The 13693-nt window shown below is 71.6% G+C and carries 9 protein-coding genes; 6 read left to right on the top strand and 3 right to left on the bottom strand.

The features are described from left to right. The first annotated feature begins 20 nt into the window (after positions 1-20). Positions 21-3080: an AAA family ATPase gene (locus tag OG974_RS29030; protein ID WP_327285798.1), complete on the top strand. Its 3060-nt coding sequence runs from the start codon at positions 21-23 to the stop codon at positions 3078-3080. On the opposite strand, the gene OG974_RS29035 is transcribed toward OG974_RS29030, so the two are convergent. The 3 genes from OG974_RS29035 to OG974_RS29045 all read right to left on the bottom strand — a co-directional run bounded on the left by OG974_RS29035 (position 3046) and on the right by OG974_RS29045 (position 5650). Beyond that, entirely contained in the window at positions 3046-3258 is a 213-nt protein-coding gene (locus tag OG974_RS29035; protein ID WP_371644918.1) for a DUF6191 domain-containing protein, read from the bottom strand. The genes OG974_RS29030 and OG974_RS29035 overlap by 35 nt on opposite strands. A gap of 5 nt (positions 3259-3263) precedes the next feature. Next, positions 3264-4490, bottom strand: coding sequence for a PQQ-dependent sugar dehydrogenase (locus tag OG974_RS29040; protein ID WP_327278709.1), 1227 nt, complete (start codon positions 4488-4490; stop codon positions 3264-3266). Between the two features lie 152 nt (positions 4491-4642). Further along, positions 4643-5650 carry an aldo/keto reductase gene (locus OG974_RS29045; RefSeq protein ID WP_327278710.1) on the bottom strand — a complete coding sequence of 336 codons (1008 nt, stop codon included), beginning with the start codon at positions 5648-5650 and terminating at the stop codon, positions 4643-4645. A 79-nt stretch (positions 5651-5729) separates the two neighbouring features. On the opposite strand from OG974_RS29045, the gene OG974_RS29050 reads away from it, so the two are divergent. From OG974_RS29050 to ilvC, 5 genes are all read left to right on the top strand, one after another. Further along, the gene (locus OG974_RS29050) at positions 5730-6677 is read left to right on the top strand and encodes a 2-hydroxyacid dehydrogenase (protein ID WP_328763788.1); all 948 of its coding nucleotides are present in this window, start codon (positions 5730-5732) and stop codon (positions 6675-6677) included. Between the two features lie 347 nt (positions 6678-7024). Beyond that, positions 7025-9859, top strand: coding sequence for a putative bifunctional diguanylate cyclase/phosphodiesterase (locus tag OG974_RS29055; protein WP_371646941.1), 2835 nt, complete (start codon positions 7025-7027; stop codon positions 9857-9859). A 203-nt stretch (positions 9860-10062) separates the two neighbouring features. Beyond that, on the top strand, positions 10063-11949 hold the full coding sequence (locus OG974_RS29060) for an acetolactate synthase large subunit (RefSeq protein WP_327278712.1): 1887 nt from the start codon (positions 10063-10065) through the stop codon (positions 11947-11949). 32 nt (positions 11950-11981) lie between these two features. After that, positions 11982-12506 (top strand): acetolactate synthase small subunit, encoded by a 525-nt coding sequence (gene ilvN, locus OG974_RS29065; protein WP_327278713.1) that lies wholly within the window; start codon positions 11982-11984, stop codon positions 12504-12506. Positions 12507-12633: 127 nt separating this feature from the next. Continuing rightward, positions 12634-13635 (top strand): ketol-acid reductoisomerase, encoded by a 1002-nt coding sequence (ilvC, locus tag OG974_RS29070; protein WP_327278714.1) that lies wholly within the window; start codon positions 12634-12636, stop codon positions 13633-13635. Positions 13636-13693 lie beyond the last annotated feature (58 nt).

Consider the following 13693-nt stretch of genomic DNA (forward strand, 5'->3'; position numbering starts at 1 on the left):
CCGGCCAGGACTCCTGTGCGATGCTCGGCGGCGTGGAAACCAGATCTGTCAGCCCGGTGTTCGTCGGCCGAGCCGACGAACTGGCCGTACTCACCGACGCACTGACCCGCGCAGCGGGCCGAGAGCCGCAGGCGATGCTCATCGGAGGTGAGGCCGGGGTCGGAAAGACCCGCCTCACCGAGGAGTTCCTCTCCGAAGCAGCCCGCCGCGGTGCGGTGGTGGCCGTCGGAGGCTGTGTGGAGATCGGGGCGGAGGGCCTTCCCTTCGCCCCGTTCTCGACGGCACTGCGCACCCTGCACCGCCAGCTCCCCGGGGAACTGGCAGCCGCGGCCGGGGGCCAGGAGGACGAACTCGCCCGGATCCTTCCCGAACTCGGCGACACCCCCCGCGGCCCGCACGACGAGGAAAGCACCGCCCGCCTCTTCGAGCTGACGGCCCGGATGCTGGAACGCCTCGCCACCGACCGCACCGTCGTCCTCGTCCTGGAGGACCTGCACTGGGCGGACACCTCCACCCGGCACCTGCTCTCCTACCTCTTCCGCACCCTCGCCGGCGGCCGCCTCGTCATCGTCGCCACCTACCGGGCCGACGACATCCACCGCCGACACCCGCTGCGCCCGCTGCTCGCCGAACTGGACCGGCTCCGCACCGTCCAGCGCATCGAACTGCCCCGCTTCAACCGGGCCGAGGTGCGCCGCCAGCTCGCCGGCATCCTCGCCTCGCAGCCCGACGAGGCCTACGTGGACTCCGTGTTCGACCGCTCCGACGGCAACGCCTTCTTCGTCGAGGAACTCGCCGCCTGCAAGGAGAGCGGCTGCCGCGCCGGACTCACCGAGTCCCTGCGGGACCTGCTGCTCGTCCGCGTCGAGGTGCTGCCGGAGGCCGCCCAGCGCGTCGTGCGCATCGTCGCCGAGGGCGGTTCCACCGTGGAGTACCCGCTCCTGCGCGCCGTCGCCGGGCTGACCGAGGACGAGCTGATCGAGGCCCTGCGGGCCGCCGTCGGCGCCAACATCCTCCTCGCCACCTCCGACGGGGAAGGCTTCCGCTTCCGCCACTCGCTCGTCCGCGAGGCCGTCAGCGACGACCTGTTGCCCGGGGAACGGGCCCGCGTCAACCGCCGCTACGCCGAAGCCCTGGAGGCCGACGACTCGCTGATCCGCGCCGCGGAGCGGGTCATCCGGCTGGCCACCTACTGGTACCACGCCAACGACACGGCCAAGGCGCTGCCCGCCGTCCTCGCCGCCTCTGTCGCCGCCCGCCGCCGGCACGCCTACTCCGAGCAGCTGCGCCTGCTGGAACGGGCGCTGGACCTGTGGGAGAGCGCGCCGCAGGAGGTCCGCGAGGCGCTGCGCCCGGTGGACTACACCGATGTGTACCCGCCGTGCGGCTGCGACCCGGCGACCACCCCGCTCAAGCGGCTCGACCTGCTGGCCGAGGCGACCGTCGCCGCCCGCTTCGGGGGCGAACGCGAACGCGCCCTGAAGATCACCAAGACGGCGCTGCGGCTGCTGGAGGAGGACGGCGACGGCGACCCGCTGCGGGCCGCCTGGTTCTGGACCGAGCGCTCCGCGCTCGTGTCCAGCCTGGCCCGCGGCGACGGCTGGGCCGAGCTCGGCAAGGCGCAGGAACTCGTCAAGGGGCTGCCCCCGTCCCAGGTGCACGCCCAGGTCCTGGTCCGGGCCGCGGGCTGGGGCATGCTCCACAACCCCGGCCCCGGCAACCTCGACGCCGCCGAACGCGCCGTGTCCTACGCCCGCATGCTCGGGGCCGAGGACATCGAGCTCAACGCCCGGATCACGGTGGGCTCCCTGCTCACCGACTCCGGCGACGCCGAGCGCGGCCTCGCCGAACTGTTCGCCGTCCGGGAGCGGGCCACCGAACTGGGGCTCGTCATGCTGGCGGGACGCGCACATATCAACCTCACCTCTCAGCTGGAAAGCATGGGCCGGTCCCGCGAAGCCGTGGAACTGGCCGAACAAGGGGTCGAACTCGTCAAGAAGTCACGGCTCCTGGACACCGAGGCCTGGATCAGCGGGAACATGGCGGAGAGCCTGTACAGCCTCGGCCGCTGGGACGAGGCCGCCGAAGCCGCCCAGCGCGCCCTGCGCGTCGGCCAGAGCGCGGCCCCGCGCGGTTCCGCCTCCGCACGGCTGTCCTACCTGGCCCTGGCGCGCGGCGAACTGACCGAGGCGACCGGCCGGCTCTCCGCCGCCCACACTCACTTCGGCACCCACGACAGCCAGCCCCAGCACCGCATACCGCTCTTCCGCCTCGCGGTAGGCGTGGCCGCGGGAGAGGGCCGGATAGCCGACGTCCGCACCGAGACCGCCGCGGCGATCGCCTACGGCTTCCCGCTCGGCCACCACCGCTACGCATGGCCACTGCTGCTCGCCGCCGCGTCCGCCGAGGCGGACGCCCGGGGACTCCCGGCCGCCGAAGTCGGCCGCGCAGCCGCCCTGGACGCGATCCGCGGCGCCGCCCGCGCCCTGGCCACCCCGGTGCCCGTGTGGGCCGCCCACGCCGAGTTCCTGCGCGCCGAGCTGCTGCGTGCCGAGGACCGGGACACCGCCGCCGACTGGGCCGCCGTCGAGCGGGCCGTCCGACCGCTGGAGCGTCCGTACCTGCTGGCCCGCGCCCGCCACCGGCTCGCCGAGACCCTGCTGGCCTGCGGCCGCGACCGCGAGCCCGCCGCCATGCTGCTCCGCGAGGCCCACGCCACCGCGGACCGGTTCGGCGCCCGCAGGCTCCGCGAGGACCTGGCCCTGCTCGCCCAGCGCGCCCGGATCCCGCTCACCGTGGCCGACACACCCCCGGTCCTGCCCGCACCGGAGGCCGACCCCGTCGAGGCCCTGGGCCTGACCAGCCGCGAACGGGACGTACTGCGCCTGGTCGCGGCGGGCAACAGCAACCGCCAGATCGCCGAGGAGCTGTTCATCTCCCCGAAGACGGCCAGCGTGCACGTCTCGAACATCCTGGCCAAGCTCGGCGTCGCCGGCCGCGGCGAGGCGGCCGCCCTCGCCCACCGGCTACGGCTGTTCGCGCCGCTCACTCCTGCGGGGGCCGCTCCGTCGGGCGTATGAGCACCTTGCCGGAATCCAGGTCTATCGGACCGCGTCCCGGATCACCGTCGTTCACGTCGATCCGGGACAGCTCCAGCCGCTTCTTCTCCTCGTGCGTGTGCTTGCGTCCTGGGCTGAAGAGCTCCTCGATCATGTTGAACACCGCGCCCACCGTGCCTTCCGCCCCCAGCAGGGCCACGTCGGTTACCGCACTGTCAGTGTCAGGATCCTGTCGTCGCCCGCCTCCGGCGACCCGCGCCCGTCCGTCTCGCTCGTGACCAGCAACAATTTGTCCCCGCCGAGTGCCACCACCGTGCGCAGCCGGCCGTACTTCCCCGTCAGGAAGGCCTCCGGTTCGGCCACCGGATTCGCCCCGGCCAGAGGGATCCGCCACAGCCGCTCGCCCTTCAGCCCGGCCATCCACACCGAGCCCTGCGCCCAGGCGATCCCGCTCGGCGAGGCCTCGTCGGTCTTCCACACGGCCACCGGATCGCGCAGACCCGGCTTACCGGCCTTCCCCTCGGCCTCCGGCCAGCCGTAGTTCGCACCGGGCTCGATCAGGTTCAGCTCGTCCCAGGTGTTCTGGCCGAACTCGGAGGCCCACAAACGCTTGTCCTTGTCCCAGGCCAGGCCCTGCACATTGCGGTGCCCGTAGGAGTAGACGACGGAGTCCGCCTCCGGATTGCCGTGCACCGGCTGCCCGTCCGGAGTCATCCGAAGGATCTTGCCGCCCAGCGACTTCTTGTCCTGCGCGAGCCCGGTGTCACCGGTCTCGCCCGTCCCCGCGTAGAGCATCTTGTCCGGACCGAACGCGATCCGGCCGCCGTTGTGGATCAGGCCCTTGGGGATGCCCCGCAACACCGTGTCCGGCGCGCCCAGTTGCTGGCCGGGGTCCCGGTGCTCGTCGTACCGCATCCGGGCGATGCGGTTGTCGGACTCCGTCGTGAAGTACGCGTACACCATCCGGTCCGAGGCGAACGAGGGCGACAGTGCGAGCCCCAACAGCCCGCCCTCTCCGCCCGGAGCCACCCCGGGCACCTCACCGATCGGCGTCACCGCGCCGGTGGCCACCGCGACCCTGCTGATCGTCCCCTTGTCACGCGAGGCGACCAGCAGGTCCCCGCCGGGCAACGGCGCCACCCCCCACGGGGACTCCAGGCCCTTGGCGATCTCGCCCGTCACCGTCACCGACCCCTTGGCCGGCGGTGCGGCGGCCGCCGGGGAGCCGGACGGGGAGCCCGCGGTGCCGCCCGCCGATGCGGTGGGGGCCGCGCGGGGTGGTGACGTGCCCGGTTTGGCCCCGGGGGCGCCCGCCGGTGCGCAGCCTGCTGCGAGCAGGGCTCCGCATCCGGCCAGGGCGAAGGCCGCCAGCACTCCACGGGTCCTGGTGCGCGGGCCCTCGTACGGCTCGTGAGCCTGTCCGTATCGCATCGTCCTGCTCCCCTCCGGTCCTGCGATCGTGCCTTCCACCCGTTTCAACACCGGCGGCAGTCCCCCAAGTTCCACCACTCGTACACCCGATCGAGTGGTTCGCCGGCCGGCTCCCGGATCGCCCCCGGATGGCTCCCGGCCCGCTTCCGGGCTCAGTCCCAGGCTCCCACCGCCGCCGGCAGCGCCGCGATCTCGGCGAGGTCCCCGGCCGTCAGCCCGAGCTCCGCCGCCCCCGCGTTCTCCGCCGCCCAGTGCGCCCGGTCGGCCCCCGGCACCGGCACCACCTGCGACCCCTGCGCCAGCACCCACGCCAGGGCCACCTGCGCCGCCGTCACGTGCGGCCCGTGCCGACGGGCCACCCGCCGCAGCCCCGCCACCAGCACCTGGTTCGCCGCCATCGACTCCGCCGTGAACCGCGGATGCCGGGCCCGCACGTCCTCCCACTCGAAGCCCTCGCCCGGCCTGAGCGTCCCCGTCAGGAACCCGCTGCCCAGCGGCATCGCCGCCAAGAACCCCACCCCGCGCGCCGCGCACCAGGGCAGCAGCTGCCGTGCCGCCTCCGGCGACCACACCGACAGCTCCGCCTGCACCGCACTCACCGGGAACACCTGCTGGACCCGCTCCAGGTGCCCCAATGTCACCCGGTACGCCCGGTCCCCGCGCCGTCCCGCCCCCGGTCCGGCGCCCGCGCCCAGCGCGCAGAACCCCAGCGCCCGCACCTTTCCGGCCGCCACCAGCTCCGCCATCGCCCCCCAGGTCTCCTCCACCGGTACGTCCGGGTCCACCCGGTGCAGCTGGTAGAGGTCTATGACGTCCGTCCGCAGCCGGCGCAGCGAGGCGTCGCAGGCCCGCCGCATGTATCCGGGCCGGCCGTCCGCCACCACGTGCTGCTCGCCCGCCCGCAGCCCCACCTTGGCGGACACGAACGCCTCCGTGCGCCGCTCCCGCAGCACCCGCCCCAGCAGCAGCTCATTGGTGAACGGCCCGTACAGGTCAGCGGTGTCCAGCAGGTTCGCCCCCAGGTCCAGCGCCCTGTGCACGGTGGCCAGCGACTCCTCGCCGCGGCGCCGCGAGGGCGCGTACGCCCAGCTCATCGGCATGCACCCGAGCCCGACGGCGCCCACCGTCAGCGCCCCCGCCCCGATCGACCTGCGCTCCACCCGCGCGTCCCCCTCCCGCTCCGGCAAACAAACTAACGGTTTGACCTGGATCCTTTGGCCTTGGCATAGCCTCGTGATCATGACTGCAAAGACAGCGGACGTCTGGCTTCCGTTCCCGGCCGAGGAGATCGAGAATCTCCCCGACACCTTCCGCTACCGCCACTGGGACGGCGAGGACGACTTCCCGGCCGATCCGGCCGCCTGCGTCTTCTACGTCACGCCCTACATGAAGTCCTCCGAGGTGGCCCTGCGCCCGCTGGCCGGCATGCCGGACCTCGAAGTCGTGCAGACGCTGACCGCGGGCATCGACCACGTCCTGGGCGGCCTCGGCCTCCTGCGCCCCGGCGTACGGCTGTGCAACGCCCGCGGGGTCCACGAGGCGAGCACCGCCGAACTCGCCCTCACCCTCACCCTCGCCTCGCTGCGCGGCGTCCCCGGCATGGTGCGCGGCCAGGACCGCGAGGAGTGGCGCTCCGGCTTCTACGACGCCCTCGCCGACAAGTCCGTGCTGATCGTCGGCTACGGGTCGATCGGTGCGGCCATCGAGGACCGGCTCGCGCCCTTCGAGTGCGCGCGGGTCACACGGGTCGCACGCTCGGCGCGCACCACCACGCGTGGGCCCGTGCACGCTCACGCCGAACTGCCCCGGCTCCTCCCGGAGGCCGACGTGGTGATCCTGTCCACACCGCTGACCGATGCGACGCGGGGCCTGGCCGACGCCGCCTTCCTCGCCCGGATGAAGGACGGCGCCCTGTTGGTGAACGTGGCGCGCGGCCCCGTCGCGGACACCGCCGCACTGCTCGCGGAACTGGAGTCGGGCCGGCTGCGCGCGGCACTCGACGTCACCGACCCCGAACCGCTGCCCGCCGGCCACCCGCTCTGGCATGCTCCGAATGTCCTGATCACACCTCACGTGGGCGGCAGCAGCACGGCGTTCGAGCCGCGGGCCAAGCGCCTGGTGGCCCGTCAGCTCCAGCGGTTCGCCGCCGGTGAGCCCGTGGAGAACACGGTCCTGGTCACCGACTGACGCGCGCTGCGCACGCTCCGCATCCGTCCGGACGCACACAGTGGCCACAACTCCCCGCGTGGTAACGGAGAGTAGGCCATCTATGTCCCTGAGTGACGAAAGTGGTGTATCGTCCGGTACAAGGGGCTGCAGCGCATTCGTCTGGCGCTGGGGAGTGATCGGACACTTTGGGGGCGACGGGCGATGTACGGCCAATGGACGAAGGATCCGATGCGGCACGGCCGCCGGAGGCGACGCGGCCGGGACTGGGCCGCGCCGGAACCAGCCAGCGAGGGGGACCGGTGAGTGCCCCGGGGGCGGCGCTGCTGACCAGGCCGCCCGTCTCGGGCGGCGGCAGGAGCCTGGCCATGCAGCTGCTCCTCGCCGTCATCAGCGGCGGATACGCCGTCGGTGCCGCCCTCGGCTGGGGCTCCGAGGAGCTCGCCGAAATCATGGGCGACTTCGGGCTCAGCGCCGCCGCGTTACTCGCCGCCGTCTCCTGCTACACCTACGCACGGGCGATCGACAGCCGCGAGCGCCCGGCCTGGCTGCTCTTCGCCTTCTCCTCCCTCATGGGAGCCTGCGGCAACGCCATCTGGGGCTGGTACGAGGTGGTCCTCGGCGAGGCCGTCCCTAAGCCCTCGCTCGCCGACTTCGCCTTCCTCTGCTTCGCGCCGCCCGCCATCGTGGGCCTGCTCGTCCTCGCCAAGCGCCCGGTCACCCGCGCGGGCTGGGTCTGCCTCGGGCTCGACTCCTGGCTCATCGGCGGCTCCCTGCTCACCCTGTCCTGGAGCCTGGCCCTCGCCCACGCGGCGCGCACCGCCCAGACCGGGGCCCCCGGCAGCGTCCCGCGCGCCGCGCTCTCCCTCGCCTACCCGCTGCTCGACATCGCGCTCGTCTCCATGGTGCTGGTCCTGCACTTCCGGCGCTCGGAGGCCAACCGCTCGGCCGTCAACACCGCCATTGCGGCCCTGGCCCTGACCGTGCTCAGCGACGCCCTGTTCACCTCGCCGCTGCTGAGCGCCGAGTACCAGTCAGGGCAACTGCTCGACGCCGGCTGGTTCGCCGGCTCGCTGCTCCTCGCGTACGCGCCCTGGGGGGCTCGGCGCATCCACCAGGAGCCGGGAACCCCGGGGATCCCGCGCGCAGACCGCCCGGTCAGCCGCCCCATCACCGGCTCACTGCCCGCCCTCACGCCCTACCTCGCCGCCGCCGTCTGCACGCTGGGCATCCTGTACAACGTGGTGGACGGCAGGAAGGTCGACCGCGTGGTCGTCTTCACCGGGTGCACGGTCGTCCTCGCCCTCGTCATCCGGCAGGGCATCATGCTCATCGACAACATCGCGCTGACGCAGGAACTCGCCCAGAAGGAGAACCACTTCCGCTCCCTGGTCCAGGGCTCCAGCGACGTCATCATGATCGCTGCCCCCACCGGAACGCTGCGGTACGTCAGCCCCGCCGCCGCCGGAGTCTACGGACGCGAGGCCGAGGAGCTCGTCGGAACCGAACTCGCCACCTTGATCCACCCGCACGACCTGGGCCGGGTGGTCCACGAGGTACGCCGTTTCCTCGCCGCCCCGCCCGCAGAGGAACCCACCACCCGCATCGAATGCCGCTTCGCGTCCGGCAGCGGCGAATGGCTCAACGTGGAGTCCACAGTCAACCGCCACCACGGCGGCCTCATCCTCAACAGCCGCGACGTCACCGAGCGGGTCCGCCTCCAGGCGCAGCTCCAGCACAGCGCCGAGCACGATCCGCTGACCGACCTGCCCAACCGGGCGCTGTTCACCCGGCGGGTCCGCCAGGCCCTGACCGGCCGGCGCGCGGGGGACCACAGCACCGCCGTGCTCTTCATCGACCTCGACGGGTTCAAGGCGGTCAACGACACCATCGGCCACCAGGCGGGCGACGAGCTGCTGACCGAGGCCGCGCGCCGCCTCCAGGACTCCGTACGCGCCGGGGACACCGCGGCCCGCCTCGGCGGCGACGAGTTCGCGGCGCTGATCCTGGGCGACGGCAGCCGCGACCCCAGCGCCCGCGAGTACCAGGTGCGCGAGATCGCGGACCGGCTGCGCACCACCTTGTCCCAGCCGTACCGGATCGCAGGCAGCGAGGTCCGGGTCGCCGCCAGCATCGGCGTGGCCTTCGCCGACCCCGGCATCACCCCTTCGGACCTGATGCGCAACGCGGATCTCGCGATGTACCGCGCCAAGGCGGGCGGCAAGGACCGGGTCGAGCTGTACGCGCCCCAGATGCAGGCCGAGGTCGTACGGAAGGCGGAGCTGGCCGGGCGGCTGCGCACCGCGCTCCACGACGGGGAGTTCGCCCTGCTGCACCAGCCCGTGGTCTCGCTGGCGACCGGCGAGGTCACGGCCGTGGCCGCGCAGGCCCGCTGGCGCTCGGCGCAGGGGATCCTGTTCACCCCGGCCGAATTCCTCCGCGTGGCCGAGTACAGCGAGGGTGCCGCGAGCGCGCCCGACAGCCGCTCCGGCCTGCCCGGCGCCGCGCCCGCCAGGGCGGCCGAGCTGGGGCACTGGCTGCTGGAGGAGGCCGTGGCGCAGGCCGCCGAGCGGCACCGGATCGGGCACGACGTACCGGTGGCGATCCGGATGGGCGCCCAGCGGTTGCTGGACCGCTCCGTACCGCTCGGCTCCGTGGAGGCCCTGCTCACCCGCCACGGGCTGCCGTCCGGAGCCCTCGTGATCGAACTTACGGTCTCCGACCCCAGGGTCCCCTTCGACGAGCTGGAGCGGCGTCTGGCGGCCCTGCGTCGGCTGGGGGTCCTGATCTCCCTGGACGGCTTCGGTAGCGGCTACGCGGCCATCAGCGCCCTGCGCAGGCTCCCCGTGGACATCCTGAAGCTGGACCGGGGTCTGGTCGAGGGCGTGGTCGAATCCGCCCGCCTCCACAAGATCACCGCTGGTTTGTTGCGCATTGCAAATGATTTGGGCATGCAGTCGGTGGCCGACGGGGTGGACCTCCCCGAGCAGGTCGCGGTGCTGCGCGCCATGGGGTGCACGCACGGCCAGGGAGTGGCTTTTTCCGGCCCACTCGACGAGTACAGGCTGCGCCGCGCGCTCGTGCGCGGTACGTTCCCAGTACCGGGCGGGGCAGCCCAACCTGCCTTGGCCGGTGGTTCACCCGGGGGCTTCGAGTCCATCCGCAGAGGCTCACATAATGAGACGCCCGTCCCACCCGCTTGACATCCCCCTCCCGCCGGAGGGAGGGTCAGTGCCATGCGCACCCGAATTCTCGTACTTGGAAAGCGCGTCGGCTGAAGCTGGGGCCAACATGTCCCCGCTCCGTACACCCGACGCGCTCCCCTCGCTTGCCTCCGGCACGAGGGGTTTTTTGTTGCACTGGCACACCTTCGAATCCTCGTAAAACCCTCAGCTTCGAGAAGAGAATGCCGATGACCGAGCAGGCCACCGGGGCCCACCATCCGCAGCCGCGGCCCCGTTCCGGCGGACACCAGACCGCCGCAGTTGAGCACGTCACGGGTGCGCAGTCCCTCATCCGCTCTCTCGAAGAGGTGGGGTGCGACACCGTCTTCGGTATTCCGGGCGGGGCCATCCTCCCGGCGTACGACCCGATGATGGACAGCACCAAGGTCCGCCACATCCTGGTCCGGCACGAGCAGGGCGCCGGCCACGCCGCGACCGGCTACGCGCAGGCCACCGGCAAGGTGGGCGTCTGCATGGCCACCTCCGGCCCGGGCGCCACCAACCTGGTCACCCCGATCGCCGACGCGCACATGGACTCGGTGCCGCTCGTCGCCATCACCGGCCAGGTCTCGTCGAAGGCGATCGGCACGGACGCCTTCCAGGAGGCGGACATCGTCGGCATCACGATGCCGATCACCAAGCACAACTTCCTGGTCACCAAGGCCGAGGACATCCCGAAAACGATCGCGGAGGCGTTCCACATCGCCTCCACGGGCCGTCCGGGCCCGGTCCTGGTCGACATCGCCAAGGACGCCCTCCAGACGAAGACCACGTTCTCGTGGCCGCCGTCCCAGGACCTCCCCGGCTACCGGCCGGTCACCAAGCCGCACGCCAAGCAGATCCGCGAGGCCGCCAAGCTCATCTGCCAGGCCAAGCGCCCGGTCCTGTACGTCGGCGGCGGCGTCATGAAGTCCGGCGCGACCGCCGAGCTGAAGGTCCTGGCCGAGCTGACCGGCGTCCCGGTCACCACCACCCTGATGGCTCTGGGCTCCTTCCCCGACAGCCACCCGCTGCACGTCGGCATGCCGGGCATGCACGGTGCGGTCACCGCCGTCACCGCGCTGCAGAAGTCGGACCTGCTGATCGCGCTCGGCACCCGCTTCGACGACCGCGTCACCGGCAAGCTGGACAGCTTCGCCCCGTTCGCCAAGGTCATCCACGCGGACATCGACCCGGCGGAGATCGGCAAGAACCGCGAGGTCGACGTCCCGATCGTCGGCGACGCCCGCGAGGTCATCGCCGATCTGATCCAGGCGGTCCAGGCCGAGCACACCGAGGGCAACGCCGGGGACTACTCCGCCTGGTGGAAGGACCTCAGCCGCTGGCGCGAGACGTACCCGCTGGGCTACGAGACCCCCGCGGACGGCATGCTCTCGCCGCAGCAGGTCATCCAGCGCATCGGCGAACTCGCGCCCGAGCACACCATCTACGCGGCCGGTGTCGGCCAGCACCAGATGTGGGCCTCGCACTTCGTCAACTACGAAGAGCCCCGCACCTGGCTGAACTCCGGCGGCGCCGGAACCATGGGCTACGCGGTCCCCGCCGCGATGGGCGCCAAGGTCGGCATGCCGGAGCGCACGGTCTGGGCGATCGACGGCGACGGCTGCTTCCAGATGACCAATCAGGAACTGGTCACCTGCGCGCTGAACAACATCCCGATCAAGGTCGCGATCATCAACAACGGTGCGCTGGGCATGGTCCGCCAGTGGCAGACCCTGTTCTACAACCAGCGGTACTCCAACACCGTGCTGCACGCGGACGAGACGGGCCACGGCACGGTCGGCTCCCAGCTCGGCGAGTCCACCGCGCCCCGCAAGGGCACCCGCGTCCCGGACTTCGTCAAGCTGTCCGAGGCGATGGGCTGTGTGGCGCTGCGCTGTGAGGACCCGGCCGACCTGGACAAGGTCATCGCCGAAGCCAATGCGATCAACGACCGCACCGTCGTGATCGACTTCATCGTCCACGAGGACGCCATGGTGTGGCCGATGGTCGCCGCCGGCACCTCCAACGACGAGGTCATGGCAGCCCGGGGCGTCCGCCCCGACTTCGGCGACAACGAAGACGACTGAGCCGAGAGAGCCTGAGAGAGAGAACGACTCACATGTCCAAGCACACGCTCTCCGTCCTGGTCGAGAACACGCCCGGCATCCTCGCCCGGATCGCCGCGCTGTTCTCCCGCCGCGGGTTCAACATCGATTCCCTCGCGGTCGGCGTCACCGAGCACCCCGACATCTCGCGCATCACCATCGTCGTGAACGTCGAGGACCTCCCGCTGGAGCAGGTGACCAAGCAGCTGAACAAGCTGGTCAACGTGCTCAAGATCGTCGAGCTGGAGCCGCACAGCGCCATCGAGCGCGAACTCGTTCTGGTGAAGGTCCGTGCCGACAACGAGACCCGCTCCCAGATCGTCGAGATCGTCCAGCTGTTCCGCGCCAAGACGGTCGACGTCTCCCCGGAGGCCGTCACCATCGAGGCCACCGGCGGTGCCGACAAGCTCGGCGCGATGCTCAAGATGCTGGAGCCCTTCGGCATCAAGGAACTCGTGCAGTCCGGCACGATCGCCATAGGGCGCGGCGGACGGTCCATCACGGACCGCAGCCTGCGCTCGCTCGAACGTAGCGCCTGACACCGCCGCGGCCCCGGCCGCGACACCCCCGCACGACGTTGCCTCTCGCATGGCGAGACCAAGAAACTTCCTCTACGTTCCCCGCCGTACGGTGGGTGCAACACCAGCGCACCAAGGAGATATCCCAGTGGCCGAGCTGTTCTACGAGAACGACGCCGACCTGTCCATCATCCAGGGCCGCAAGGTCGCGGTCATCGGCTACGGCAGCCAGGGCCACGCCCACGCGCTGTCGCTGCGTGACTCCGGCGTCGACGTCGTCGTCGGCCTGAAGGAGGGCTCGAAGTCCAAGGCGAAGGCCGAGGAGCAGGGCCTGAAGGTCGTCCCGGTCGCCGAGGCCGCCGCGTGGGCGAACGTCATCATGATCCTGACCCCGGACCCGCTCCAGGCCGAGATCTACGAGGAGTCCATCAAGGACAACCTCCAGGAGGGTGACGCGCTCTTCTTCGGCCACGGCTTCAACGTCCGCTACGGCTTCATCAAGCCCCCGGCCAACGTGGACGTCGCCCTGGTCGCCCCGAAGGGCCCGGGCCACCTCGTTCGCCGCCAGTACGAGGAAGGCCGCGGCGTGCCCTGCATCGCCGCCGTCGAGCAGGACTTCTCCGGCAGTGCCTTCGCGCTCGCGCTCTCGTACGCGGCCGGCATCGGCGGCACCCGCGCCGGTGTCATCAAGACCACCTTCACCGAGGAGACCGAGACCGACCTGTTCGGTGAGCAGGCTGTCCTGTGCGGTGGCGCCTCCGCCCTGGTCAAGGCCGGTTTCGAGACCCTGACCGAGGCCGGCTACCAGCCGGAGATCGCGTACTTCGAGTGCCTGCACGAGCTGAAGCTCATCGTTGACCTCATGTACGAGGGCGGCCTGGAGAAGATGCGCTGGTCGGTCTCCGAGACCGCCGAGTGGGGCGACTACATCACCGGCCCCCGCATCATCACCGACGCCACCAAGGCCGAGATGAAGCAGGTCCTCGCCGAGATCCAGAGCGGCGAGTTCGCCAACACCTGGATGGCCGAGTACAAGGGCGGCCTGAAGAAGTACAACGAGTACAAGAACGCCGACGAGGCGCACCTGCTGGAGACCACCGGCAAGAAGCTGCGCAAGCTGATGAGCTGGGTCGACAGCGACGAGAGCTGATCTCGTCCGCGCGGGGGGCCGGGACGGTGCGCCGTTCCGGCCCCCGGCACACCCGCGG

This window comes from Streptomyces sp. NBC_00597 (genome assembly GCF_041431095.1).
In the GTDB taxonomy this organism is placed as follows: domain Bacteria; phylum Actinomycetota; class Actinomycetes; order Streptomycetales; family Streptomycetaceae; genus Streptomyces.

Excerpts from the sequence above, each read along its gene's own strand:
- OG974_RS29055 (WP_371646941.1), top strand. The coding sequence starts at position 7,025 with ATGCAGCTGCTCCTCGCCGTCATCAGCGGCGGATACGCCGTCGGTGCC.
- OG974_RS29050 (WP_328763788.1), top strand. The coding sequence starts at position 5,730 with ATGACTGCAAAGACAGCGGACGTCTGGCTTCCGTTCCCGGCCGAGGAG.
- ilvN (WP_327278713.1), top strand. The coding sequence starts at position 11,982 with ATGTCCAAGCACACGCTCTCCGTCCTGGTCGAGAACACGCCCGGCATC.
- OG974_RS29040 (WP_327278709.1), bottom strand. The coding sequence starts at position 4,490 with ATGCGATACGGACAGGCTCACGAGCCGTACGAGGGCCCGCGCACCAGG.
- OG974_RS29030 (WP_327285798.1), top strand. The coding sequence starts at position 21 with ATGCTCGGCGGCGTGGAAACCAGATCTGTCAGCCCGGTGTTCGTCGGC.
- OG974_RS29060 (WP_327278712.1), top strand. The coding sequence starts at position 10,063 with ATGCCGATGACCGAGCAGGCCACCGGGGCCCACCATCCGCAGCCGCGG.